Annotated in this window: 23 protein-coding genes; 14 read left to right on the top strand and 9 right to left on the bottom strand. The window is 62.7% G+C overall.

From position 1 onward, the window contains the following. Nucleotides 1-12: 12 nt before the first annotated feature. Both L981_RS09370 and L981_RS09365 read right to left on the bottom strand, forming a co-directional pair. Nucleotides 13-1,326, bottom strand: coding sequence for a TCR/Tet family MFS transporter (locus tag L981_RS09370; protein WP_082005951.1), 1,314 nt, complete (start codon nt 1,324-1,326; stop codon nt 13-15). A 166-nt stretch (nt 1,327-1,492) separates the two neighbouring features. Next, nucleotides 1,493-2,401, bottom strand: a complete 909-nt coding sequence (locus tag L981_RS09365; RefSeq protein ID WP_043614330.1) for a LysR family transcriptional regulator — start codon at nt 2,399-2,401, stop codon at nt 1,493-1,495. Nucleotides 2,402-2,522: 121 nt separating this feature from the next. Between L981_RS09365 and L981_RS09360 the strand changes: the two genes are divergently transcribed. Beyond that, nucleotides 2,523-3,515, top strand: a complete 993-nt coding sequence (locus tag L981_RS09360; protein WP_043614328.1) for an aldo/keto reductase — start codon at nt 2,523-2,525, stop codon at nt 3,513-3,515. 60 nt (nt 3,516-3,575) lie between these two features. On the opposite strand, the gene L981_RS09355 is transcribed toward L981_RS09360, so the two are convergent. Then, nucleotides 3,576-4,514, bottom strand: a complete 939-nt coding sequence (locus L981_RS09355; RefSeq protein ID WP_043614325.1) for a neutral zinc metallopeptidase — start codon at nt 4,512-4,514, stop codon at nt 3,576-3,578. Nucleotides 4,515-4,776: 262 nt separating this feature from the next. On the opposite strand from L981_RS09355, the gene L981_RS09350 reads away from it, so the two are divergent. The 3 genes from L981_RS09350 to L981_RS09340 all read left to right on the top strand — a co-directional run bounded on the left by L981_RS09350 (nt 4,777) and on the right by L981_RS09340 (nt 9,983). Then, entirely contained in the window at nt 4,777-5,805 is a 1,029-nt protein-coding gene (locus tag L981_RS09350; protein ID WP_043614322.1) for a zinc-dependent alcohol dehydrogenase family protein, read from the top strand. A 218-nt stretch (nt 5,806-6,023) separates the two neighbouring features. Beyond that, entirely contained in the window at nt 6,024-9,515 is a 3,492-nt protein-coding gene (gene carB, locus L981_RS09345; protein ID WP_043614319.1) for a carbamoyl-phosphate synthase large subunit, read from the top strand. Between the two features lie 132 nt (nt 9,516-9,647). Beyond that, on the top strand, nt 9,648-9,983 hold the full coding sequence (locus tag L981_RS09340; RefSeq protein WP_052201690.1) for a hypothetical protein: 336 nt from the start codon (nt 9,648-9,650) through the stop codon (nt 9,981-9,983). Between the two features lie 54 nt (nt 9,984-10,037). Here the strand turns inward: L981_RS09340 and L981_RS09335 are convergent, their stop codons facing one another. Then, entirely contained in the window at nt 10,038-11,531 is a 1,494-nt protein-coding gene (locus L981_RS09335; RefSeq protein ID WP_052201689.1) for an MFS transporter, read from the bottom strand. A 292-nt stretch (nt 11,532-11,823) separates the two neighbouring features. Here L981_RS09335 and greA point away from each other — a divergent pair, with 292 nt between their 5' ends. Continuing rightward, nucleotides 11,824-12,300, top strand: coding sequence for a transcription elongation factor GreA (greA, locus tag L981_RS09330; RefSeq protein WP_034791305.1), 477 nt, complete (start codon nt 11,824-11,826; stop codon nt 12,298-12,300). Nucleotides 12,301-12,388: 88 nt separating this feature from the next. Then, the gene (locus L981_RS09325; RefSeq protein ID WP_043614315.1) at nt 12,389-13,447 is read left to right on the top strand and encodes a glycosyltransferase family 4 protein; all 1,059 of its coding nucleotides are present in this window, start codon (nt 12,389-12,391) and stop codon (nt 13,445-13,447) included. Nucleotides 13,448-13,485: 38 nt separating this feature from the next. Here L981_RS09325 and L981_RS09320 read toward each other — a convergent pair whose 3' ends face one another. From L981_RS09320 to L981_RS09310, 3 genes are read right to left on the bottom strand one after another with little or no spacing between them, the layout of a single operon-like run. Continuing rightward, a complete protein-coding gene (locus L981_RS09320; protein WP_043614312.1) occupies nt 13,486-14,508 on the bottom strand; it encodes a glycosyltransferase in 1,023 nt (340 codons plus the stop codon). 7 nt (nt 14,509-14,515) lie between these two features. After that, nucleotides 14,516-15,337, bottom strand: coding sequence for a glycosyltransferase family 2 protein (locus L981_RS09315; protein ID WP_043614309.1), 822 nt, complete (start codon nt 15,335-15,337; stop codon nt 14,516-14,518). A gap of 9 nt (nt 15,338-15,346) precedes the next feature. Then, complete coding sequence (locus tag L981_RS09310) at nt 15,347-15,817, bottom strand: Lrp/AsnC family transcriptional regulator (RefSeq protein WP_043614306.1); 471 nt, start codon at nt 15,815-15,817, stop codon at nt 15,347-15,349. Nucleotides 15,818-16,453: 636 nt separating this feature from the next. On the opposite strand from L981_RS09310, the gene trxB reads away from it, so the two are divergent. From trxB to L981_RS09285, 5 genes are all read left to right on the top strand, one after another. Beyond that, nucleotides 16,454-17,428: a thioredoxin-disulfide reductase gene (gene trxB / locus L981_RS09305; RefSeq protein WP_034791290.1), complete on the top strand. Its 975-nt coding sequence runs from the start codon at nt 16,454-16,456 to the stop codon at nt 17,426-17,428. A gap of 116 nt (nt 17,429-17,544) precedes the next feature. Then, nucleotides 17,545-18,441, top strand: coding sequence for a LysR family transcriptional regulator VtlR (locus tag L981_RS09300; RefSeq protein ID WP_043614622.1), 897 nt, complete (start codon nt 17,545-17,547; stop codon nt 18,439-18,441). Between the two features lie 615 nt (nt 18,442-19,056). Next, nucleotides 19,057-19,347 carry a helix-turn-helix transcriptional regulator gene (locus L981_RS09295; RefSeq protein WP_043614302.1) on the top strand — a complete coding sequence of 97 codons (291 nt, stop codon included), beginning with the start codon at nt 19,057-19,059 and terminating at the stop codon, nt 19,345-19,347. Nucleotides 19,348-19,393: 46 nt separating this feature from the next. Next, nucleotides 19,394-20,515: an alkene reductase gene (locus L981_RS09290; RefSeq protein WP_043614299.1), complete on the top strand. Its 1,122-nt coding sequence runs from the start codon at nt 19,394-19,396 to the stop codon at nt 20,513-20,515. Between the two features lie 63 nt (nt 20,516-20,578). Then, nucleotides 20,579-21,382, top strand: a complete 804-nt coding sequence (locus L981_RS09285; protein WP_043614296.1) for an aminoglycoside phosphotransferase family protein — start codon at nt 20,579-20,581, stop codon at nt 21,380-21,382. Nucleotides 21,383-21,384: 2 nt separating this feature from the next. Here the strand turns inward: L981_RS09285 and L981_RS09280 are convergent, their stop codons facing one another. Further along, nucleotides 21,385-21,954 carry an XRE family transcriptional regulator gene (locus tag L981_RS09280; RefSeq protein WP_043614293.1) on the bottom strand — a complete coding sequence of 190 codons (570 nt, stop codon included), beginning with the start codon at nt 21,952-21,954 and terminating at the stop codon, nt 21,385-21,387. A gap of 37 nt (nt 21,955-21,991) precedes the next feature. On the opposite strand from L981_RS09280, the gene L981_RS09275 reads away from it, so the two are divergent. Both L981_RS09275 and L981_RS09270 read left to right on the top strand, forming a co-directional pair. Further along, the gene (locus L981_RS09275) at nt 21,992-22,501 is read left to right on the top strand and encodes a GNAT family N-acetyltransferase (protein ID WP_043614290.1); all 510 of its coding nucleotides are present in this window, start codon (nt 21,992-21,994) and stop codon (nt 22,499-22,501) included. Nucleotides 22,502-22,589: 88 nt separating this feature from the next. After that, nucleotides 22,590-23,552 carry a lytic transglycosylase domain-containing protein gene (locus tag L981_RS09270; protein WP_043614287.1) on the top strand — a complete coding sequence of 321 codons (963 nt, stop codon included), beginning with the start codon at nt 22,590-22,592 and terminating at the stop codon, nt 23,550-23,552. A gap of 46 nt (nt 23,553-23,598) precedes the next feature. Here L981_RS09270 and L981_RS09265 read toward each other — a convergent pair whose 3' ends face one another. Then, entirely contained in the window at nt 23,599-24,606 is a 1,008-nt protein-coding gene (locus tag L981_RS09265; protein ID WP_043614284.1) for an NAD(P)H-binding protein, read from the bottom strand. A 92-nt stretch (nt 24,607-24,698) separates the two neighbouring features. Here L981_RS09265 and L981_RS09260 point away from each other — a divergent pair, with 92 nt between their 5' ends. Beyond that, nucleotides 24,699-25,622, top strand: a complete 924-nt coding sequence (locus L981_RS09260) for a LysR family transcriptional regulator (RefSeq protein WP_043614281.1) — start codon at nt 24,699-24,701, stop codon at nt 25,620-25,622. Nucleotides 25,623-25,630 lie beyond the last annotated feature (8 nt).

Below are 25,630 nucleotides of genomic sequence, written 5' to 3'. Positions count from 1 at the left end.
CACGGAAATTGATCAATTTCCGTGCAGTCGCGGCCGCTCCATCGCCTCTGGCTCTTCCGGCGCCGCGGCGTCGGCCGGCCCGACAGTCTCCGCACCTTGCGGTCCGACCGCCCTGCTTCTCGGTATCTTCAGGAAGAAGACGACAAGCGCGCCGACGAGGAAGCAACTGGCGAGTGCATAGGGCGCACCGGCAAAGGCGACAGGCGCGGCAGGGCTGGTGAAATAGCCGAAGGCCTGGGTGAAGATCAGCGGACCGATGATCGTGGTGATGCTGCCGATGCTGGTCAGCGCACCCTGAAGCTCGCCTTGGGCCGACGGCGGCACGTGGGCCGCAGCGATGCTGCGCAGCGGCGGATCGGCAAGGCTTTCGAGTGCGGTGGCGATGATCACCGCATAGATCATCCACCCCTGCCAGGCGCCGGCATAGCCGATGGCTCCGAGCGTGGTGAAGGTCAGGCCGAGCATGGCCGTGCGCCATTCGCCAAGCCGCGGCACCACACGCGGCAGGATGACGGCCATGACGAAGGCGCCGCCGATGCCGAAGATCCCGAGCGAAAATCCGATCTGCCCCTCGCTCCAGCCGTAGCGGTAGCTGGACACGAAGGACCAGACGGCCGGATAAACGGAGTGGGCGAGCCAGAAGAGGAAGAACACGAGCCCTACCCAGCCGATGCCGGGATAATTGCGCATCTGCTTGAGGGCGCCGAGCGGGTTGGCACGTTTCCACTCGAACCGGCGGCGGTTGGCGCTGTCGAGCGTCTCCGGCAGCAGGAATATGCCAAGGATGAAGTTGACGAAGGAGAGCGCGGCCGCCCCGTAGAACGGGACCCGCGGACCGAGTTCGCCGAGCAGACCGCCAAGCACCGGCCCGAGCGCGAAGCCCGTGCCGAAGGCAATGCCGATCAACCCGAAATTCTTGGCGCGATTTCCGTCATGGCTGATATCGGCAATGTAGGCCGACGCCGTGCCGAAGCTCGCGCCGCTGATGCCCGCGAGCACGCGGCCGATGAACAGCATCCAGTAGCTGGTGGCGAGCGCGCAGATGAGATTGTCGAGCGCGAAGGTGAAGACCGATGCGAGCAGCACCGGGCGGCGGCCGAAGCGGTCGCTGAGATTGCCGATCAGCGGCGCGAAGAGAAACTGCATGGCCGCATAGACGAGCAGCAGCCATCCGCCGTCGATCGCCGCCTCGCTGACATTGGCGCCCGTCAATTCTTCGAGGTAGGCCGGCAGCACCGGCACGATGATCGCGATGCCGATGATATCGAGAAACAGAATGAGGAAGACGAGGAACAGGCCGCGTCGCACAAATTTCTCGTCGCGCATGCGATCCCTCCCCGGCGGCCTGCCCCGGGAAAAGAGACAGAACGTGAACAACGCTACCAATTTAGGTGTAACGGATCATTTCGCACGAAACAATCCGTGAACGTCTCAAATTATCTGATGGGACTATCGCAGTGGTTGATACCTCAGGCAGCGTACAGCCTGTGCCTCAGCGATTGTCCCGCCGCTGTTCGCGCTTCAGAAAATCGACGAAGGCGCGCAACGGCGCCGGCATGTGCTTTCGGCTTGCATAATAGAGAAGCGGGCCGGAGAAGCTCGTCGTCCACGCCTCAAGGATCGGCACCAGGCGCCGTGCGGCAACCGCAGGCGCGATGAACTCGTCGAAGGTCCGGATCACGCCAAGACCGTCGATGGCCGCCCCGAGTTCGAGATCGATCGTGTTGGCGGTGACGACGGCCGGCGGCGCGATCGTGAGCGCCGCCTCGCCCTCGCCGAATTCCCAGGGAAGCGAGAAGCCGCTGGCGAAGCGGTGGCGGATGCAGGCGTGTTCGAGCAGGTCGCGCGGATGGGCTGGCACACCGCACCTGGCGAGATAGTCCGGTGCCGCGGCCGTAACGTAACGCTGGCGGCTCGGCCCGATCGGGATGGCGATCATGTCACGCTCGACGCGTTCCTCGTAGCGGACGCCGGCGTCAAAGCCTGCGGCGAGGACATCGACGAAGCCGTCCTCCGCCGTCACCTCCAGCGAAATTGCCGAGTGCTCGCGCAAGAACCGGCCGATGATCGGTGGTAGTATTTCGCGGGCGACGATGGTCGGAACGTTCAGTTTCAGCGTTCCCGCCGGACTGTCACGCATCTCGTTGACCTGATCGAGCGCGCCGGCGATCTCGCCGAGCGCCGGCGTCAACCGGTCAAGCAGCCGCGTGCCCGCCTCCGTCAGGGTCACACTACGGGTCGTGCGGTTGAGCAGGCGCACCTGCAGTTTCGCTTCAAGACGGCGAAGGGCCTCGCTCAGCGCCGACGCGGAGACACCGCGCTTTTTCGCAGCCGCGCGAAAGCTGCGGGCTGCGGCAACAGCAGTGAAGGCATCGAGATCGGCAAGCGGCAAATCGTTCATTGTGCGGAATTTCGTACAAGTCGTTCGGTTGAGATCGGATTATCGCACGGCGTGGAACGAAGTAAACAGAACACAGAGCAAGCGGCCGGCTGTCTTTCGGCCTTGTCGTAGGAGAACGAAGATGGATTACGTTTCACTCGGAAAGACCGGTCCCTCGGTTTCGGCGCTCGGCCTCGGCTGCATGGGCATGTCCGGCATGTACGGCCCGGCGGACCGAGCCGAAAGCATTGCTACGATCCATGCCGCGCTGGAGGCCGGCATCACGCTGCTCGACACCGGCGATTTCTACGGCATGGGTCACAACGAAATGCTGATCGGCGAGGCGCTGAAAGGCGGGAAGCGCGACAAGGCGCTGCTGAGCGTGAAATTCGGCGCGTTGCGCGATGCCGCCGGAAACTGGTCTGGCTATGATTGCCGCCCCAAGGCTGTTCGCAACTTTCTCGCCTACACGCTGCAGCGGCTCGGCGTTGACCATATCGACGTCTACCGCCCTGCCCGCCTCGACCCGGATGTGCCGATCGAGGACACCATCGGCGCAATAGCCGATCTGGTGAAGGCCGGTTACGTCAGGCACATCGGCCTCTCGGAAGTTGGGTCCGAGACCATCCGGCGCGCGGCGGCCGTGCATCCGATCGTCGATCTGCAGATCGAGTATTCGCTGATTTCACGCGGGATCGAGGACCAGATCCTGCCGACCTGCCGCGAACTCGGTATCGGCATCACCGCCTACGGCGTGCTTTCACGTGGACTGATCAGTGGCCACTGGCAGAAAGGTGCGGCCGCCAAGGGCGACTTCCGCGCCATGAGCCCACGGTTTCAGGAAGGCAATATCGACCGGAACCTCGCCCTCGTCGACGCTTTGAGGCAGATCGCCGATGGCAAGGGCGTATCAGTCGCGCAGATCGCGATCGCCTGGGTCGCGGCCAAGGGCAAGGACATCATACCGCTCGTCGGCGCGCGGCGGCGCGATCGACTGGCGGAGGCGCTTGCGTCGCGCGACGTCCATCTCAGTGCAGACGATCTGGCGGTGATCGAACAGGCGGTCCCGAAGAATGCCGCAGCCGGGGCGCGCTATCCGGAGGCCCAGCTCGCCCATATGGACAGCGAGCGCTAAGCCACAAAAGAAAGGGCCGGCTGTCGAGCCGGCCCTTTCGTTGATTCCGGTTGAAAGAAATCAGACCGCGCCCGAGAACGTATCGCAGGCCGTCATCTTGCCGCTGTCGAAGCCGCGCTTGAACCAGCGCATGCGCTGTTCGGACGTGCCGTGGTTGAAACTTTCGGGAACGACATAGCCCTGCATGCGCTTTTGCAGCGTGTCGTCGCCGATCTGCGTGGCGGCATTCAGCGCCTCTTCAAGGTCGCCCTGTTCGAGCAGGCCCTTCTGTTGGGTGTACTTGCCCCAGACGCCGGCGAAGCAATCCGCCTGCAGCTCGACGCGCACCGACATCTGGTTGGCTTCGGTCTCGCTCATCGACTGGCGCATCTGGTTGAACTTCGGCAGCACGCCGATCAGGTTCTGGACATGGTGGCCGACCTCATGCGCGACCACATAGGCCTGGGCGAAATCGCCGGCCGCATCGAACTTCTGCGCGAGTTCGTCGAAGAAGCTCATGTCGAGATAGACCTTGCGGTCGCCGGGGCAATAGAACGGCCCGGAGGCGGCCGAAGCAAAGCCGCAGGCAGAACGCACCTGGCCACGGAAGAGCACCATCTTCGGCTCTTCATACTGCTGGCCGTTCGCCTGGAAGATGCCGTTCCAGGTGTCTTCGGTCTCGGCAAGCACCGTCGCCATGAACTGCTTCATTTCCTCTTCCTGAGCCGTGCCCTGCGGCGCCGGCGAGCCGTCGCTCTGCTCGAAGCCCGGCATCTGCACCTGGCCACCGCCGCCTTCCAGCACCTGCAGCATGTCTATGCCCATGGCCTTGAGGATGAAGTAGAGGACGACGAGGAAGATGATCGTGCCGAAGCTCATGCCGCCGCCGGCGCGCCGCATGCCGCCGCCACCGGTCGGCATGCGAAAGCCGCCACCGCGCCCGAACGGATTTCCGCCGCCGGGGCTCGCGCCGCGCTGGTCTTCGATATTGTCGGATTGGCGGCGGCCCTTCCATTCCATGGTCTGTCCTCCCGGCCTCTGAAAGGCGTTGTCGGTTTGCTCTTTTATAAGACGGCCCTAACGTCGTTGTAAAACGCAATCGCGACCCGTAAGTTCGCGATCTCACCAATCTTTCTGCTGCGACGGGCAGATCGCAAAAGCGCTGACGGCAAGCGGGCAGCTGGCCTCATCAGCCGTCCGCTTTGAGCAACCGCGACCGCCTTGACGCAAACCCGCTTTGCCGGTCCTATTCGCAATCGTGCAGGGGCGAGGAGGCACGGTCATGAAGGCATTGCGGCTCGAAGGCATCGGTCAGTTGCGGGTCGTAGAAGTGCCAAAGCCCTCGCCCGGCCCCGACGATCTGCTGGTACGCGTCGAGGCCTGCGGCATCTGCGGTACGGACAGGCATCTGCTGCACGGCGAATTCCCCTCCAGCCCGCCAGTCACGCTCGGCCACGAATTCTGCGGCATCGTCGAGGCCGTCGGAAGCGGTGTTTCCGATATCGCAATCGGCGCGAGAATCACCGGCGACCCCAACATCGCCTGTGGCACCTGCCCGCAATGTACCGCCGGGCGCATCAATCTCTGCCGCAATCTCCGGGCGATCGGCATCCATCACGACGGTGGTTTTGCCGAATATGTGGTGATGCCGCGCAAGCAGGCACATGAAATACCGCTGAGCCTCGATCCTGTGCATGGTGCCTTCTGCGAGCCGCTTGCCTGCTGCCTGCACGGCGTGGATATGGCGGGCATCCGCGCCGGCTCCTCCGTCGTCGTTCTCGGCGGCGGCGTGATCGGCCTGTTGGTGGTGCAGCTCGTCCGTCTCGCCGGCGCGACAACGGTTATCCTGTCGACAAGGCAGGCGGCCAAGCGCCGCCTTGCCGAAGAGGTCGGCGCGACGGCGACGGTCGATCCTTCCTCTGCCAATATCGTCGAGCAGATCGCCGGCGACACCGGGCTCGTTCCCGGCGGGGTCGATGTCGTCATCGAGTGCGCCGGCGTTGCCGAAACCGTCAGGCAGTCGACACGGCTTGCCAGGGCCGGTGGAACCGTCGTGATTCTCGGCGTCATGCCGAAGGGCGAGACCGTGGAAATCGAACCGTTCGACATTCTCTTTCGCGAACTGCGGGTGCTCGGATCCTTCATCAACCCCTTCGTCCACCGCCGTGCGGCAGACCTTGTCGCTGCGGGCACAATCGAGATCGACAAGCTGATTTCGCGGCGGGTAACGCTCGGCGAAGCGGCCGACGTCATTGCGCATCCGCCGGCCGCCGGAGAGGTCAAGGTTCTAGTCATCCCCGGCCGCGCCTGACATTCGCAGCACTGTTTCGCCGCGCGCAGAGCGCGCTGCGTGGCCAGAGGTGCGCAAATATGGCTGGTTCCTGTCGATTCCGGAATTTTCGGGGTTTCGCTTGCAGAAACATTTGCCTATAAGCCGCTTCTAGCCTGAAAAGACCCATCAATGCGTGCCCGGCCGGTGACCTCCCACCTCGGCCGGTTTTTCGCGCAGCTAGAAACGGATGATCGACCATGCCGAAGCGCCAAGATATCAAGTCCATTCTTATCATCGGCGCGGGGCCGATCGTCATCGGTCAGGCTTGCGAATTCGACTATTCCGGCACCCAGGCCTGTAAGGCGCTGAAGGAGGAAGGCTACCGCGTCATCCTCGTCAACTCCAACCCGGCAACGATCATGACCGATCCGGGTCTGGCGGACGCAACCTATGTCGAGCCGATCACCCCTGAAGTCGTCGCCAAGATCATCGCAAAGGAGCGCCCGGACGCGCTGCTGCCGACCATGGGTGGCCAGACCGCGCTCAATACCGCGCTGTCGCTGCGCCGCATGGGCGTTCTCGACCGCTACAATGTCGAGATGATCGGCGCCAAGCCGGATGCCATCGACAAGGCCGAAGACCGCGCCCTCTTCCGCGAAGCCATGGCGAAGATCGGCCTCGAAACGCCGAAGTCGCGTCTCGCCAACGCCACCGACATCAAGGACCATGACCGCAAGACGCACGAGGCCGAGCGCGCCGAACTGAAGAGCCGGCTTTCCGGCGCCGAGCTCGACAAGGCGCTCGACGACCTCGAGAACCAGTGGAACCTTGGCGAAGGCGACCGCAAGCAGCGCTACATGAACCATGCGATGGCGATTGCCGCGCAGGCGCTCGATGATGTCGGCCTGCCCGCCATCATCCGTCCGTCGTTTACACTCGGCGGAACCGGCGGCGGCATTGCCTATAACCGCACGGAATTCTTCGACATCGTCGGCAGCGGCCTCGATGCGTCGCCGACCACGGAAGTGCTGATCGAAGAATCGGTGCTCGGCTGGAAGGAATACGAGATGGAAGTGGTCCGCGACACCGCGGACAACTGCATCATCATCTGCTCGATCGAAAATATCGACCCGATGGGCGTGCACACCGGCGATTCGATCACCGTTGCCCCGGCGTTGACGCTGACCGACAAAGAATACCAGATCATGCGCAACGCCTCGATCGCGGTTCTGCGCGAGATCGGCGTCGAGACCGGCGGCTCGAACGTTCAGTTCGCCGTCAATCCGAAGGACGGCCGTCTCGTCGTCATCGAAATGAACCCGCGCGTTTCGCGCTCTTCAGCTCTGGCGTCGAAGGCGACCGGCTTCCCGATCGCCAAGATCGCCGCGAAACTCGCCATCGGTTACACGCTCGACGAACTCGATAACGACATCACCGGCGGCGCGACGCCGGCATCGTTCGAACCCTCGATCGACTATGTCGTCACCAAGATCCCGCGTTTTGCCTTCGAGAAGTTTCCGGGCGCCTCGCCGGTTCTCACAACGGCGATGAAGTCGGTCGGCGAAGTCATGGCGATCGGCCGCACCTTTGCCGAATCGCTGCAGAAGGCGCTGCGTGGCCTTGAGACCGGTCTTACCGGCCTCGACGAAATCGAAATCCCCGACATGGACGAGAACGGCGATGGCCGCAATGCCATTCGTGCCGCAATCGGCACGCCGACCCCGGACCGCCTGCGCATGGTTGCCCAGGCGCTGCGCTTTGGCATGAGCGAAGAGGAAGTCCACGAAGCGAGCAAGATCGATCCGTGGTTCATCGCCCAGTTCAAGGCGATCGTCGACATGGAAGCGCGCATCCGCGAGCATGGCCTGCCTGTCGATGCCGAGAACCTGCGCATGCTGAAGGCCATGGGCTTCTCCGATGCCCGCCTGGCAACGCTCGGTGGCAAGCGCCCGAAGGAAGTGGCGGAACTGCGCAATGCGCTTAACGTCCGCCCGGTCTACAAGCGCATCGACACCTGCGCTGCCGAGTTCGCCTCGCCGACCGCCTACATGTACTCGACCTACGAGACGCCCTTCGTTGGCGCCGCTCGCTCGGAAGCCGAGGTTTCCGACCGCAAGAAGGTCGTCATCCTTGGTGGCGGTCCGAACCGCATCGGCCAGGGCATCGAGTTCGATTATTGCTGCTGCCACGCCGCCTTCGCGCTGAAGGATGCCGGCTATGAAGCGATCATGATCAACTGCAACCCGGAGACGGTTTCGACCGACTACGACACCTCCGATCGCCTCTACTTCGAGCCGCTGACGGCCGAAGACGTGATCGAGATCATGCGCGCCGAGCAGGAAAAGGGCGAACTCGTCGGCGTCATCGTCCAGTTCGGTGGCCAGACGCCGCTGAAGCTCGCCGAAGCGCTCGAAAAGAACGGCATCCCGATCCTCGGTACAGCGCCTGACGCGATCGACCTTGCCGAAGACCGCGACCGCTTCCAGAAGCTCCTGATGAAGCTCGACCTCAACCAGCCGAACAACGGCATCGCCTACTCGGTCGAGCAGGCTCGCCTCGTCGCTGCCGAGATCGGCTTCCCGCTGGTCGTGCGCCCGTCCTACGTTCTCGGCGGCCGCGCCATGCAGATCATCCATTCGGAAAGCATGCTGCAGAGCTACCTGCTCGACACGGTTCCGGGCCTCGTTCCCGAGGACATCAAGCAGCGCTACCCGAACGACAAGACCGGTCAGATCAACACCCTGCTCGGCAAGAACCCGCTGCTCTTCGACAGCTACCTGACGAACGCGACGGAAGTCGACGTCGACTGCCTCTGCGACGGCAAGGACGTGTTCGTCTCGGGCATCATGGAGCACATTGAGGAAGCCGGCATCCATTCGGGCGACAGCGCCTGCTCGCTGCCGGTTCACACGCTCGACAAGGACATGGTCGACGAACTCGAGCGCCAGACGGCGGCCCTTGCCAAGGCGCTCAATGTCGGCGGCCTGATGAACGTGCAGTTCGCGATCAAGGACGGCACCATCTACGTGCTTGAAGTGAACCCGCGCGCCTCGCGCACCGTGCCCTTCGTCGCCAAGACCATCGGCGCGCCGATCGCCAAGATCGCCGCCCGCGTCATGACAGGCGAAGCGCTCGACGTTGCGATTGCCGCCTATGGCGAAAAGCCGGATCCGCGCAACCTCAAGCACATCGCCGTCAAGGAAGCGGTCTTCCCGTTCGCACGCTTCCCCGGCGTCGACACTCTGCTCGGCCCGGAAATGCGCTCGACCGGCGAAGTCATCGGCCTCGACACCGACTATGCGCTCGCCTTCGCCAAGTCGCAGCTCGGCGCCGGCGTCGACCTGCCGCGCGATGGAACGGTGTTCGTTTCGGTGCGCGACGAGGACAAGACCCGCGTGCTTCCGGCAATCCGCATCCTCGTCGATATCGGCTTCAAGGTGATGGCGACCGGTGGTACGGCCCGCTTCCTCGGTGAACACGGCATTGCCGCCACCAAGATCAACAAGGTCCAGGAAGGTCGGCCTCACGTTGAGGACGCGATCCGTAACCGTCACGTCCAGCTCGTCTTCAACACCACCGACAGCAACAAGGCGATCTCGGACTCCAAGTCGCTGCGTCGCGCGACACTGATGCAGAAGGTGCCCTACTACACGACCATGTCGGGTGCGGAAGCGGCTGCCCATGCCATCAAGGCTCTGAAGGCCGGCAGCCTCGAAGTGCGCCCGCTGCAGAGCTACTTCAAGGCCTAAGAACGAGAGCGGCGCGCGAAACCTTCGCGCGCCGCCGTCATGCCCGAGGACTGTTGTGCTTCAACAGCCCGCTCTCCGCTGAACGCCGCATGAACGACCGGTTCAGCCTGTATTCCCCCAGCACATGTTTCTATGACCCTGCGCACAGAGAGATCGGCGGCTTCGCCGGCGGGCGCGACATGGGGCAAGATCGTGCAACTCTATTTCTTTGATTTGCTGTGGGGCGACGAGCACTTCGTCGATGAAGACGGTATCTGCCATTTCGACGAGGGATCGGCCCTCTATTACGGCCAGCGCATCGCAGACAAGATCGGCCGCGATGCCGACTATGGTTCGCTGAAGGTCCAGGTCCTCTCCAGCAACCGCAAGCTGCTGGCAACGATCGTGCCTTCCATCGGCCGGGGCATCGAACAGCGGGCGCTGCTCGCCCGCCGCCACGTCGGCGCGTCTCTGTCAGCTGCAGCCTGAATCAGTACCAAGAGCAAAGCGCGGGAACAGCCATCCTGCGCTTGATCGCACTGATCAGTCTGCCGCCAGGGCCTCGGCAGCCGTTCTGCCCCGATCACGACGCGCGTGGCTCGCTGCGAGCCGCACGGTTCTGACACCCAAATACAGAGAAGCCGTGGAGATCAGGAACGCGACGACGAAGACCGTGAACAAGGCGGCGTGCATCGTGGCAACGTTCGCCTGCTCGTCGAAACCGCGAAGATTGGCCGTCAGCCCGCAGATCGCCGCGCCGATCGCATAACCGGCCGACTGCAATGTCGGCAGAAACGCCGAGGTCTTGTCCCGCTCTCCTCGCAAGGAGACGTCCATCATCAGTTGGCTGAGCGTGCCCCACGATATGCCGAACCCTGCGCCAACGGCGATCTGGCTCGGGAAGACCAGCCGGTAATCGTCGATCGCGAAGGCGACCATCAGGCCAGCAAGCCCGAGACTGAGAAGCGCTGGACCCGCAGGGATCAACTTCACGCGCAGAGCGTGAGAGTGCAGGCTTGCGACGGCGATTGCGGTCACGCTCCAGGATATCGCCATCAGTGCTGCGGAAAAGCCAGCGGTCGTAGGGCTGAAACTCCAGACATGTTGCAGGCCGTAGATGAGATATACCGAGCCGGACGCCTGAGCGAGGGGCATCAGCAGCACGACCCAAAGTCCGGTGCCGAGCGGTTTTGTGAGCTGAAAAGCACCGGCGGGCAGGATCGAATGCTCTGCCCGGCGGTCTGTTGCGACGGCCGCCCAGAGGATGGTCAGCGCCGTTGCCAGCGCCGCCGCCATCAGGGGGACGCTGCTCGCCGTATTTGAGACCGATATCAGCAATATGCCGGAACCGACGACGGTTAGCCGCAGAAGCGGAATTGGGCGAGGCGTGTCGCTCGATGGCACCTTGCGTGCCGGCACGATCCACAGAACGAGCGCGACGAAGATGACGGTTGCGGGAACATTGACGGCGAAGGCCGCACGCCATGACCAGTATTCCGTCAGGAAGCCGGATACGAGCGGGCCGCCAAAGGCCGCCGTTGCCCAGACGATGGCCTCGGCTCCAAATACCTTCGGGACCAGGCGCGGCGGGAAGAGTTCGGGGATCAGCGCGTAGCAGACCGCTGCAATGATCCCCTCGCCGAATCCTTGAAACACACGACCGGCGAGGACCTGCGGCATGCTGCCGGCGGCAGTCGCGACGAAGGTGCCGACGACAAAGATGAGCGCGGCCGCAATCAGCGTCCCGCGTGCGCCAAACCTGGACTTGAGCGTGGCGGCAACAGCGCCGCCGAGAATGGCAAAGACGAGATAGAGCGTGACGGCCCAGGACAACAGCGTAGCGCCGCCGATCTCTTCGACGGCTGTGGGCAGCGCGGTCGCTACGAAAAACTCGTTGAAGGCGAACAACGCGACCCCGAGGCAAAGGGCAGCCGTCGTCGCCAGATAGTCTGGCCGCAGCAGTTCGCTCCAGCGGCCGTCCTCCTGAAGTGCGGTATCGCCTGAGCCTGCCTTCGTTTCGTCCCTCGCCAGAACCATGCCCAACGTACCTCGTGCTATCTCTTCGGAACACTTCTGTTACGACCTCAACCGCAGTTGAGGTAAAGCGCTTTCTGCGCAGCTTGCCACCCCGTCGCCTCCCCCACAAGTTGCAGCGGCATTTCAGGGTTCGGTGGACGACGGCGAAATATCTGGCTTTCGCGCTTCCGTTTCTGCTATAACGAAGGTTCGAAGTTTCGGACGGTTCCGGCGTTTGCGCGCCGGAGACCGTTTTCTTTTGCGTTGGCGCCGCCCAAAGGGCGGCGCCTCGTGCTTGATGAAGGACATTGAAATGGTCGAAAAAGTGCCGATGACCCAGGGCGGATTCGTCAACCTGCAGGAGGAGCTGCGCTGGCGCCAGCAGGAAGAACGACCGCGAATCATCGAGGCTATTGCCGAAGCCCGTGCACATGGCGACCTGTCGGAAAATGCCGAGTACCACGCTGCCAAGGAAGCGCAGAGCCACAACGAAGGCCGCATTACCGAGCTCGAAGACTTGATCGCCCGCGCGGAAGTCATTGATCTCTCGAAGATGTCCGGCTCCAAGATCAAGTTCGGCGCCAAGGTGAAGCTCGTCGACGAAGACACCGAAGAGGAAAAGACCTACCAGATCGTTGGCGACCAGGAAGCCGACGTGAAGGCCGGCCGCATCTCGATCTCGTCGCCGATCGCCCGCGCGCTGATCGGCAAGGAAGTCGGCGATTCCATCGAAGTGAACGCCCCCGGCGGCTCCAAGGCCTACGAGATTCTCGCCGTCAACTGGGGCTGATCAGCCCCAGTTAGGGGCGAAGCCTTCCTTCGCCCCCTTTTCTCTTTCTCCCAAAGACGATCATTGCTCGCGCAAGGAGTGCGCTTTCGTGGCCGATATCCGGAACGTCGAGGTCATCGCTCCCAATTTCAAGCGCCGTCTCTCGGGCGTGACGTCTACCATCATCCAGTTGATTCCGATCCAGCGCGCGCTCGGCGAAAAGATCGCCGTGCTTGGTCCGGGCTTGCCTGACACACTGCCCTCGATCCGCTTCCGCGATCTTCTGCGTCTGTGGAGCGCACCGGACGGCCGGCCCTGCCGGGTCTGGCATGCGCGCCGCAACGTCGAGATGCTGCCGGCGATCGTGCTGCGCGACCTGCTGGGCATGAAGCTGAAGATCGTCTTCACCTCCGCTTCTCAGCGCCGCCACACCGGCTGGAGCAAGTTCCTGATTTCGCGTATGGACGCGGTGATCGCGACGAGCGGCAAGACCTCCGCCTATTTGCAGGTGCCGAACACGGTCATCCTTCACGGCATCGACACCAAGCGCTTCCAGCCACCGGCCGACGCAGGTGCGGCCAAGGCCGCGCTCGGCCTGGATCCGGCGCAAAAATATGTCGGCTGCTTCGGGCGAGTGCGCAAGCAGAAGGGCACCGATCTCTTCGTCGATAGCATGATTGCGCTTTTGCCGTGCCGGCCCGGCTGGAGTGCCATCGTCGCCGGTCGCGCGACCGGCCCGCATGTCGCATTCGAGAACGAGTTGAAAGAACGGGTCGCAAAGGCCGGGCTCACCGACCGCATCCGTTTCGTTGGCGAACATACCAACATTCCGGACTGGTATCGTGGGCTCGATCTCTTCATCGCGCCGCAGCGCTGGGAAGGTTTCGGGCTGACGCCCCTCGAAGCGATGGCAACTGGCGTTCCTGTTATCGCAACCGACGTCGGCGCATTTTCGGAACTGGTCGTCGTCGGCGAGCAGGAAACCGGAACGGTGATCGCCGCCAACGATCTGCAGGCGATGGTCGAGGCGACTGCCGGCTTCATGGACGATGATCACCGCCGGGCCTTGGCTGGCGCCAACGGTCTAGGCCTAACCCGCGCATCTTTTGCGATCGAGGGCGAGGCCCGCGCGATCAACGCCGTCTATGAACGCCTGATGCGTCTCTGACAGGCTGCCACCGCGTGGCAGCCTCGCACTAAACTCTCTTAGCGCTTCGAAGCGAAGAGCTTCAGATAGGCGTCGGTAATCGCCTGCTTCGAGAACTGGTTCATCAGCGTCTCATGGCCGCGTTCCGCAAGGCGTTCCCCCAGCGACGGATCGCCTGCGATGCGGTCGATCGCCTGGGCAAAGCCGTCAGCGTCACCGATATCGACCATCAAGCCGTTTTCGCCGTCGCGCATGAACCATTGCGGTCCTTCCGATCGGCTGGACACGACAGGCGTGCCTTGCGCCCAGGATTCGAGGATAACGTTGCCGAGCGGCTCATGGCTCGATGCCATGACGAAGATATCCGAAGCCGCAAGGAAAGGCCGCGTGTCCTTCTGCCAACCGGCAAAGCGCACGCGCTTCGACACGCCGAGGTCGGCAGCGAGCTTTTCCAGGTTTGCCCGCTCCTCGCCGTCACCCACCAGCCAGAGATAGGCATCCGGCACCTTGGCGATCGCCTGGATCAGGGTGTGGAAACCCTTGCGCGGGACGAAGCGCCCCATCGACATGACCACAGGCACGTTCTCAGGCGTGTCGAGCGTAGCGCGGCTGATCGGCGCGACCCGCTCGGTTCCGGTGAAGTTGGAAATCACCTCGACGTCGCGCTTCCAGCCGATCTTGCGCACATGCTCGGCAATGCCCGGCGTGTTGCAGACGAGGCAATCCGTGTTGCGGAAATAATCGAGGCGCAACGGATAGTCGCCGAGACGCGAGATCTTGATGCAGCCCTTGTAGTTGGGCATCAGACGGCTGGCGCGCGGCATCCAGGCAAAGAGCGCGTCGGGCCTCTCGCGCCGCGCCATGCTGCTGACCTTCATCGGCAAGAGAATGCGGTCGAGCGACAGGTTGCGGAAGTTGCTTTCGATGATGCGCGTCGCGCCCTCGATGTCCTTCCGCCAGATGCGTCCCGGCCGGATAACCGAGGTCTGCTCGACGCCGCGCTCGCCGAGCGCGTTCACCAGGTGGACGAAGAAGCGCTCAGCGCCACCGTCCTTGCCGAAGTGAAAATGCATGACTTTCATGGAAACCTCACCGCTGGTTCTGCCGCCGATCCATGTCGTCATGGTTCGGGTGGCGCTTCAGCGCGTGCCTCTGATAGATCTTGGCGGCAGTCAGGAAAGCGTAGACCGCCCCCGTCATCGCCTCGATGAAGCCTGGAAAGCCGCAGCGCCACAGGCCGTTACGGAAATAGAGCCGGAGGAAATAGAGCGGCGGGCTGAACAGCATCTTGTAGGGCCGCGCCGACTTGCCGGCGGCGAACTGCTGGTCGGCCTTGAGCGTCGAATACTTGTTTTCCTTGAGGATCTGCTCGTCGATGATCAGCGGCCGGTAGTGCAGCAGACTGCCCTTGGGGGCAGCGCCGACCGCGCCATCCGGCACGATGCCTTCGTGGACCTTCTGGTTAAGGTCGTAGCGGCCCCTGCCCTGGCGGATAAGCCGCAGATTCCGTCGCTCGTGCGCGCGCTCCGGCGTGTAGCCGTAGCCGATCAGGTAGGGCCTGCGCGCGACGCGCCAGCCAACCGTCTCCGGTGGCGCATCGAGCAGTGACGGCAGCAGCGCCTTCAGCGGTTTGTCGAGGCGTTCGTCGGAATCGATGTTGAAGCACCAGGGCTGCGTGCATTGATCAAGCGCGAACTGCTTCTGGCCGGCATAGCCCCGCCACGGCTCATGCAGGAAACGGATCGGCCAGCCATTGTCGATATAGGACTGCACGAGTGCCGGCGTTCCGTCGGTCGAACCGGAATCGACGATGACGATTTCTGAGCATTGCTCGAGGCTCTCGATGCAATTGCCGAGATAGGCTTCTTCGTTCTGGCAGATGATGAAGGCGGACAGCGGAAGCTTGTTCATGGGCAGGCCTTAGATCTGGACGAGGCCGATATCCTTGACCTGGCGAATGGTCAGCATCGTGCGCACCGTATCGACGCGTTCGTTGGCCGTCAGCACTTCGATGACGAAATCCTGGAAAGTCGTGAGGTTTTCGGCGACACAATGCAGGAGAAAGTCGCTTTCGCCGGAAACCGTCCAGGCCTGCCGGACGATCTGCCATTCGGCGGTGGCGGCCGCGAAGGCCTTGAGATCGGCTTCCGACTGGCGCTTCAGGCCCACCATGCAGAAGGCGACGAGATCAAAGCCGAGCGCCGGAGCGTTCAAGAGCGCGTGATAGCCCTTGATGACGCCCGTCTCTTCGAGCTTGCGCACGCGCCGGAGGCACGGCGGCGCGGAGATGCCGACCCTTTGCGCGAGATCGACATTGGTCATCCGGCCATCACGCTGGAGCTCGCGAAGGATCTTGAGATCGATAGCGTCGAGCTCGACTTGTTTCGTCATGAACGTTCGTCCTTTTCGTGGTGACTTTGAGCGCGAGGCAAAGTCGAAAACTTGTGTCTGCCGATGGTGAGGTTGCCCCGATCGTGGGCGACGTCGACTGATGCGTCCCTATCCCGGCGCTGCCGCGATCGTCTCGGTCGAGATTTTCGGCAAGGCGCGCTCGTCAAGGGCAAGGTCGTCTCGAGTCGGTGCGTGGCCGAGCGCAGCGCGTTCGCAGTGCAACCATGCACGGCCGGCATTCAACCCCATATGCTTCTCCAGCAAAGTGAATCCGCGTGAAATATCGTCAAACCCGCTGGACAACAAGCAGCCCGGCCGACTATTCGCGGGAAAACGGCGTTGGCGATGCCGGCAGATGTGCAAATAGAGGTGGACATCGTCAGAAGCGACACGAAGTGCGCTCAACTGCCGCCGCGCGCTCCGGCGCGAGACGCGGATCGATGCCGGGCCGCCCCCTGTGCCTTAAGCGCGTCATCTGGTGGCAAAACCGGGCTTCAGGCTCAAGCACTTGTGTGTATCAGGCTGTGCGCTCTTGAAAGTCATGGTGGGGAATACCTAAAGTATGGAACGATTTCCCATTGACGCAATGGAATCGGATGGGGACGCAATCCTCTCCGATGAACGAAGGACAAGATTATGACTGCCCGTCACGTGAAAGTGCTGATCATCGGCTCCGGCCCGGCTGGCTACACCGCCGCCATCTATACGGCGCGCGCCATGCTCGAGCCCGTGTTGATCGCCGGCATGGAACAGGGCGGCCAGTTGATGATCACGACGGATGTCGAAAACTACCCGGGCTATGCCGATCCAGTCCAGGGCCCTTGGATGATGGAACAGATGCTGAAGCAGGCGACCCATGTCGGCGCCGAGATCGTCAACGATCTCGTGACCGATGTCGATCTGTCGGTTCGTCCGTTCCGCATCAAGACCGACAGCGGTAACGACTGGACGGCGGACGCACTGATCATCGCCACCGGCGCCAAGGCCAAGTGGCTCGGCATCGAGACCGAACCGACCTTCATGGGCTTCGGCGTCTCGGCCTGCGCCACCTGCGACGGCTTCTTCTATCGCAACAAGGACGTGATCGTCGTCGGCGGCGGCAACTCGGCCGTCGAGGAAGCGCTCTACCTGTCGAACCTCGCCAAGACCGTGACCGTCGTTCACCGCCGCGATTCCTTCCGCGCCGAGAAGATCCTGCAGGAGCGCCTGTTCGCCAAGCCGAACGTCAAGGTGATCTGGGATCACGAAGTCACGGAATACCTGGGCGCGCCGGCCAAGCCGCCGATGCCCGCTTCCGTCAACGGCGTGAAGCTGCGCAACACCAAGACCGGAGAAACCTCCGACATGGTCACCGACGGCGTGTTCGTCGCAATCGGTCATGCGCCGGCGGTCGAACTTTTCAAAGGCAAGCTTCGGCAGAAGTCCAACGGCTATCTCTGGACCGCAGCCGATTCGACGGCGACCGACGTGCCCGGCGTTTTTGCCGCAGGCGACGTGACGGACGACATTTACCGTCAAGCGGTTACGGCGGCCGGCATGGGCTGCATGGCAGCGCTTGAGGCCGAGAAATACCTGGCGGGTCATATGCCCGTCGCAATTGCAGCCGAATAGAAGCTGCGAATCGGGGTGGTGTCGCTGAGGCACCTCGCCCGTGTGGGAACAGATGCATCAGCCACGCCCGGAAGACAGGACCCCGTCTTCCGGAGTGGTTTCTTATGGGGGACTTCATGTCGCTGGACTGGGACAAACTGCGCATTTTTCACGCGGCGGCCGAGGCTGGGTCGTTCACCCATGCGGCAGACAAGCTTCATCTTTCGCAGTCCGCGATCAGCCGGCAGGTCAGCTCGCTGGAGCAGGATGTCGGCATCAAGCTGTTCCACCGTCATGCGCGCGGCCTGATCCTCACCGAACAGGGCGAGATCCTCTATCGCACCGCGCATGAAGTGCTGATGAAGCTCGAAAGCGTCAAGGTCCAGCTGAGCGAGACCACCGACAAGCCGAGCGGCAAGCTGCGCATCACCACCACGGTCGGTCTCGGCCAGGGCTGGCTCACCGACAAGATCCAGGAATTCATGTCGCTGCACCCAGAGGTGCAGGTTCAGCTCATCCTCGACAACGAGGAACTGGACGTGAACATGCGCCATGCGGACTGCGCCATCCGCCTGCGTCAGCCGCAGCAGTCGGATCTCATCCAGCGCAAGCTCTTCACCGTGCACATGCACGTCTATGCAGCTCCGTCCTACATCAACAAGTATGGCGAGCCGCAGTCCGTCGAGGATCTCGACAACCACCGCATCATCACCTTCGGCGAGCCCGCGCCGAACTATCTGCTCGACGTCAACTGGCTTGAGATCGCCGGCCGCGATTCCGATAATCCGCGCGTGTCGCATCTGCAGATCAACAGCCAGACCTCGATCAAGCGCGCCTGCCTGCTCGGCATCGGCGTCGCCATGCTGCCCGACTATATCGTCGGCCGCGACCCTGGCCTCATCCAGCTGCCGATCAGCGCCGACATCCCGTCTTTCGATACCTATTTCTGCTATCCGGACGAGATGAAGAACGCAGCCAAGCTCAAGGTCTTCCGCGACTACATCGTCGCCAAGGCCCGCAACTGGAACTTCTAGCGCGCTCCGCGCGAATGCTCATTTTCCGAGCATTTTCCCGAGAGACTGCCAACCTTCTGTTTTTAAATCGATATTACCAATGCGCCGACTTTATTGTGCGGCGCATTTTTATTGTGCACCGCAGAAATAGGCAGGGATGCGCGCATGACATGGCTGTCATGCACAGAAAATGATTGTTGCGCGCCCAAAAAAGCAGCATACCAAACTCAGCTGATGCATCTTTGGTGGCTTCTCCTCCCAGTGCCACCGCAGCAGCTGTTCCCCTCTGGAGGTTTAATTACCTTCACAACTTATAAGGGCCCAAGTCATCTTGTGGCCCTCTTTTTTTGTCTACTGTTAGATACAGGCGAACCGTGACGAAAATCACAGCCGGCTATTGAAAGCCGATACTTCGCTTCCCATATTAAAATGCAGCTGATGCATTCTTGGTGGCTTCTCCTCCCCGCCACCGCATTAGCTGTTCCCCTCTGGAGGTTCTTATTACCTTCACAACTACAAGGGCCCAAGTTTTCTTGAGGCCCTCTTTTTTTGCCTGCAGCACGCTCACGGTCTTGTGATTTGAATATCGTGTTTTAGCGATACATCTATCGATAAAACACGATACGGCGATATACGATGGACCGAGACGAAATCCTCAAGGCGCTTGCCCATCCCGTGCGGGTCAACATCCTCGCCTGGCTGAAGGAGCCGCAGCGCCATTTTCCGAGCCAGGAGCATCCGCTCGATCTCGGCGTATGTGCCGGCCAGTTCGAACGCTGCGGCCTGTCGCAGTCGACCGTTTCCTCGCATCTCGCTGTGCTTCAGCGCGCCGGCCTGGTGACCACCCGCAAGGTTGGCCAATGGATTTTCTACCGCCGCGATGAAGAGACGATCGCCGCCTTCCTCAAGAGCCTCGGCGATCTCTAAGACGCACCTTCTCCCCAAGCAGACCTCCTCCCTGAAAGGACCTCCCATGGCCTCGCTTTTCGACCCCATCACCATCGGCGACATCGCGCTGAAGAACCGCGTCGTGATGGCGCCGCTGACCCGCAACCGGTCGCCGGGCGCTGTTCCGAACACCCTGAACGTGACCTATTACGAGCAGCGTGCGACGGCCGGCCTGTTGATCACGGAGGGAACGGCAATCACCCAGCAGGGCCAGGGCTATGCCGACGTGCCGGGCCTCTATACGCCGGAAGCGCTCGACGGCTGGCGCAAGGTGACGGACGCAGTGCATGCCAAGGGCGGCCGGATCGTCGTCCAGATGTGGCATGTCGGCCGCATTTCGCATGATTCGCTGCAGCCGGGCGGCGGCAAGCCCGTGGCCCCGTCGGCCATTCGCGCCAAGTCCAAGACCTATCTGGTCAACGCCGACGGTACCGGTTCCTTTGCCGAAACCTCCGAGCCGCATGCGCTGGAGATCGCCGAGATCAAGGCGATCGTCGAGGACTACCGCGCGGCCGCACGCGCCGCGATCGACGCCGGCTTCGACGGCATCGAGATCCACGCGGCCAACGGCTATCTCATTGACCAGTTCCTGCGTTCGGGTTCGAACCACCGCACGGATGCCTATGGCGGCTCGATCGAGAACCGCGCCCGCTTCCTGTTCGAGGTCATGGATGCCGTGACGAATGAAATCGGCGCCGGCCGGGTCGGCATCCGCCTTTCGCCTGTCACCCCTGCCAACGATGCCTTTGATCCGCAGCCGCAGCAGGTCTTCGGCCATGTGGTCAAAAATCTCGCCCGCTATCCCCTCGCCTATATCCACATCATCGAAGGCGCGACCGGCGGCCCGCGCGACCACCAGCAGGGCGACCAGCCATTCGACTACGACGCGCTGCGTTCGACCTATGTCGCCGCTGGCGGCAAGGCAGCCTGGATGACCAACAATGGCTATGACAGGGCGCTCGCCGTGAAGACGGTCAAGGACGGCGAAGCCGACCTCGTCGCCTTCGGCAAGCCGTTCATCGCCAATCCGGATCTCGTCGAGCGGTTGAAGCGCGATGCGCCGCTCAACGCGCCGGATCAGGCAACCTTCTATGGCGGTGGCGCCAAGGGCTATACCGACTATCCGGCCCTTGAACAGGTCGCCTGACACTCCCACATGGCAATGCTCCGCCTCCTTGGCGGAGCATTTGTCCTTGGGAATGAAGAGCTTATGTTTTCGCTATATTCAGAAAAATGGTCATTGCATCCTGACGGCGACGTCATCGTAACCCCCTCCAGCCGTCTTTACCCCGTCCGTTATCGCGGCCAGCAGGCGATGCTCAAGGTCGCCGAGGACCCGGAAGAGAAGTATGGCCGCCTGCCGTTGCTCTACTGGAACGGGCAAGGCGCTGCAAAAGTCTATGAAGCCGATGGCGACGCGGTGCTGATGGAGCGCACGGACAGCCAGCGCAACCTCTTCCACATGGCGATGACCGGAAGCGACGAGGAAGCCACACGCATCATCTGCCGCACCGTCGCCGAGCTTCATGCGCCGCGCTCCACACCGGTTCCCAGCGATCTCGTGCCGCTCGACAAGTGGTTCGCTTCATTGGAGGCGGCCGCTCCCGCTCAAGGCGGGCTCTTTGCCCGCGCGCTCGAGGCGGCGAAAAGCCTGTTAGCCGATCCCGAACCGCCGGTCGTCCTGCATGCCGACGTCCACCACGCCAACATTCTCGATTTCGGCGACCGCGGCTGGCTGGCGATCGACCCGAAACGCGTGCTCGGCGATCGCGGCTACGACTATGCGAACCTCTTCTGCAATCCCGAACTGCCCCTGGTTACCGCTCCGGGCCGGCTGCAGCGGCATCTGCCCATCGTCGCCATGGAGACCGGGCTTCACCCACACCGCATCCTCAACTGGGTGCTTGCCTATGCCGGGCTTTCCGCAGCCTGGTTCCTGGAAGACAACGACGAATTCGGTGTCGAGAACGACCTCGAAATGGCGCGGATCGCCATCGCAGAGCTCGACCGCTAAGCTCACCCCGTCCGCAACAGAACGACGGCGTAGATACAGGTCTCTCCGCCGGCGTTGCGGAAGACACAATCCTGCGGCGGGCCGAGCTCCAGGCAATCCCCGACGCCAAGCGTATGGGTCTCCAGCCCTTCCACGAAGGTCAGGCGCCCTGCACTCACCCATATCCACCGGCGATGGAGCGCATAGGCGGATGCCGGGATCGGCACCTCGGCGCCGGCCGGAAGCTCGACCTCGACCAGCTCGAGCGGCAGGTCCGACATCGGCGACACGTGGCGCCGGAGGTAGCCGGTCTGCGGATCGCGCCACACCGCCTGATCCTGGCGTCGCGACAGCCTGCCCTGGCTCATCTCGGCCCGCGCGATCAGGCTGGACATGGTGAGCCCGAACGCACCGGCGAGCTTTGCCAGCAGCGTCGCCGTCGGGCTGCTGTCGCCCCGCTCGACCTTGTGGATCATCGCGCGCGATACGCCCGAGCGCTCCGAAAGATCGCTCAGCGACCAACCGCGCGCCTCTCTTTCCAGACGAATTCGTTCACTGAGCCGTTGATCCAGGCTGTCCACTTTAGTATTCATATCGTAGTCATATAGTGAACGAATGCGAGGAGCAAGCATGCTGATCCGGGCGGCCATCCAAGACGATCTGCCAATCATCTGCGACATCTACAACGACGCCGTGGCGAACACGACAGCGATCTGGAACGATACCCTGGTCGATGTCGCCAATCGAACAGCCTGGCTGAAGGCGCGCACGGACGCGGGCTATCCGGTGCTGGTGGCGGTCTCGGACGAAGGCGATGTCATCGGCTATGCGTCCTTTGGCGATTGGCGCGCCTTCGATGGCTACCGCCACACGGTCGAGCACTCCGTCTATGTTCACAAGGATCGGCGCGGTGGCGGTATTGGCCGGAAACTCATGGAAGCGCTGATCGCCGAGGCCGAGCGGTTGGGCAAGCATGTGATGATCGCCGGGATCGAGTCGGAGAACGCAGCCTCGATCCGCCTTCATGCCCAACTGGGTTTCGAGGATACCGGCCGACTGCGCGAGGTCGGCACGAAGTTCGGCCGCTGGCTCGACCTGACATTCATGCAACTGGTGCTCCAGACGGGCTCGCCGCGCTAAGCCGCGGCGTCGCCTCGACAATGGTCGTTTGTCGAGGCGGCGGGAGATGCTATGAACCTTCAAGGACTGTTTCTGGAAACATTTTGACGTGGGTCTTCGGCAGAAGGTCAGATCGGGCGCCTGGGCACGTGTCGCGAAAGCGGCACTGGCGCTGGCTGTCAGCATTCCGTCGCTGAGCGCCGTCCCCGCGGCGGCTCGTATCGATGATCTCGCTCCAGGGCCCAAATGCGTCTATTCCGGCCCGTCGGCTACCGACCCCGCCAAGTCGCTCTGCATCAGCAAGGAAAACTTCGCCCGCGATATCTGCGGCGTGATCGACCACTATGCGACGGTCAACGACCTGCCCGCGGCCTTCTTCGCCCGACTGATCTGGCGCGAAAGTCTGTTCCGGCCCAATGCCGTCAGTCCGAAGGGTGCCGAAGGCATCGCGCAATTCATGCCGGGAACGGCGAAGATGCGCGGGCTCAACAACAGCTTCGATGTGGTCGAGGCGCTCGGCAAGTCGGCGGAATATCTGAACGAACTCAAGTCGCGCTACGGCAATCTCGGCTATGCGGCTGCCGCTTACAATGCCGGCGAGAACGGGCTCGAACGTTTTCTCGAGGTCGATTGGCTGCCGGCGGAAACGCGCAACTACGTGCTTGCGATCACCGCTTACAGCGTCGAGGACTGGCGCGACAATCCGCCAAAGATCCTCGACCTGACGCTCGACAAGAACAAGACCTTCATCGACGGCTGCGTGGCACTCGCCAGCACCCGCAATCTGCGCGACATCGAGGTGATCGACGAGGCGGAATGGGCGCCCTGGGGCGTGCAGCTTGCCGCGCATTTCCAGAAGTCGGTGGCGCAGCGATTGTTCGTCAGCGCCGTCAAGCGCCTGCCGGAGCCGATCCGCAGCGAGAAGGCGCTTCTCCTGCGCGAACGCAATGCCAGCTTTGGCCTCAGGATTCGCTACGCCGCACGCATCGGCCGCGAGACCCAGGCGGACGCAAACAAGCTCTGCGCCACGATTCGCAAGAGCGGCGGCGCTTGCCTCGTCTTCCGGAATTGACAGGCATAGAGGGCTGGTCGAAATCGATCCTGGACATGGGCGCGCCCTAGCCTGCGGCGACCCCTTGTCGAAGCGCCGGCCGGTCGTTCAGGCAACCAAGCCCGCGGAGCGTCGTTGCGACAGCCTCGTCGATCGGCGTGTGCGGCTCTTCACCGAGCACCGCGAGCAGCCGTTCGTTCGGCATTCTCAAGGGTTCACGCCAGAGATAACGCATCTTGCGCAACTCCCTGAAGAGCGGAACGAAGGGCGACGCCAGGTCGATCAGCCACCACGGGAAGGTGCGGACGGGAAGCGCGGGCTTGCCAACGACCCGGCGGATCGCCGCAATCATCTCGGTGCCATTGCGGTCGAGGAAGCCCTGCATGTGGTAGACGGCGAAAAGCGGCAGGTCCTCGGCGCGCTCGACAAGGCGGATCATGGTTTCGGCCACATCGGGCAGATAGGCCCATTGATGGCCGATGCCTTCGCGGCCCGGATAGGTAATCGCGCCCAACGGTTTGCCCGGTTTCACCAGCCCTTGCGAAAACCAGTTATTGGCCGCACCGGGACCGAAGAAGTCGCCTGCCCTGACGATGATGACGCCGACACCCGCCTCCGACGCATCCTTCAAGCGACGCTCCATCTCCTTGCGAATTTGGCCCTTGTCGGTGTCCGGGTTCTGCGGTGCGTCCTCCGTCAGGACGGGAAAAGCGTCGCGGCCGAAATTGTAGATCGTTCCTGGCAAAAGGATGCGTGCGCCGGTGACCTTGGCAGCAGCGATCGTATTGTCGAGCATCGGCAGCACCAGGGTGCCCCAATTGCGGTAGCCAGGCGGATTGACCGCGTGCACGATCAGATCGACGTCTTCGGCAGCAGTTCGAACGTCGCTCGCGTTCATGGCGTCGCCTTGCCGCCAGTCGAACGCCGGCTCGGTCTGCGCCGCGGTCGCGGCGTTTCGGTTCAAGGCACGCACCTGCCAGCCACGCCTTTTGAGCCCGCGCGCGACGGCGCTGCCGATACCGCCCGTCGCGCCGAGCACCAGCACGCATCTTGTTTTCTGCTGCATCTCGGTCATGTCACGCTCCATCCGTTTCGATGAAGGCAGGATCACGGATTCACGCGCTAAACGGAATTGCCGAAAAATATTGCACGGCTATACTGAAATGCATGAACAAGATGGATTTGAGCTGGGATTTCTATCGAACCTTCCTCGCGGTTCTTGACGAGGGATCGCTGTCGGCCGCCGCTCGCGAGCTTGGCCTGACGCAGCCGACCGTTGGCCGGCACGTGGACGCCATGGAAGCCGCACTCGGCTATCCGCTGTTCGTGCGCTCCCCGCACGGCCTGTTGCCGACCGATGCCGCGCTGGCGCTCAAGCCCTATGCCGAGACGCTCGCCGCGACGTCGGCTGCGCTCTTGCGCGCCGCTTCGAGCCAGCGCGATACTGTCAGCGGCACAGTGCGCGTCAGTGCCAGCGAAGTCATCGGCATTGAGGTGCTGCCGCCGATCCTCACAGAACTGCACGAGGCCTATCCGGAGCTGACGATCGAACTCTCCGCCTCGGACATGGTCGAAGACCTCTTGCGTCAGGAGGCCGATATCGCCGTGCGAATGGTGGCACCCGCGCAGGATGCGCTGATCGCCCGCCATCTCGGCGCGGTTCCCTTGAGCTTTCATGCCCACCGACGCTACATCGAGCGACGCGGTATGCCGCAGACACTGGCCGAGCTTAGCGATCACAGCCTGATCGGCTATGACCGCGAGACGGCGGCGATCCGGGCGATCGTCGCCCGCTCGCCGGAACTGCCGGCGACACGTTTTGCGCTGAAAGCCGATAGCAACCTTGCCCAACTGGCTGCAATCCGCGCCGGCTTCGGCATCGGTATCTGCCAGAACGGGCTTGCGGCGCGCGATCCCGATCTTCTCCCGGTGCTGCCGGACCTGTTCGAGATGAAGCTCGACACCTGGCTGGTGATGCACGAGAACCTGAAGACGGCGCCCCGCTGTCGCGTCACGTTCGACGCGCTTGCCGCGGGGCTGCGGGCCTATATTCGTGGCACTGCGCTCGCAGACGCGAGCACCGAGATCTGATTTCAGGC

Origin of the sequence: Ensifer sp. ZNC0028, assembly GCF_000799055.1 — a bacterium.
Taxonomy (GTDB): Bacteria; Pseudomonadota; Alphaproteobacteria; order Rhizobiales; family Rhizobiaceae; genus Ensifer.
This window is presented reverse-complemented; position numbering and strand designations above follow the sequence as displayed.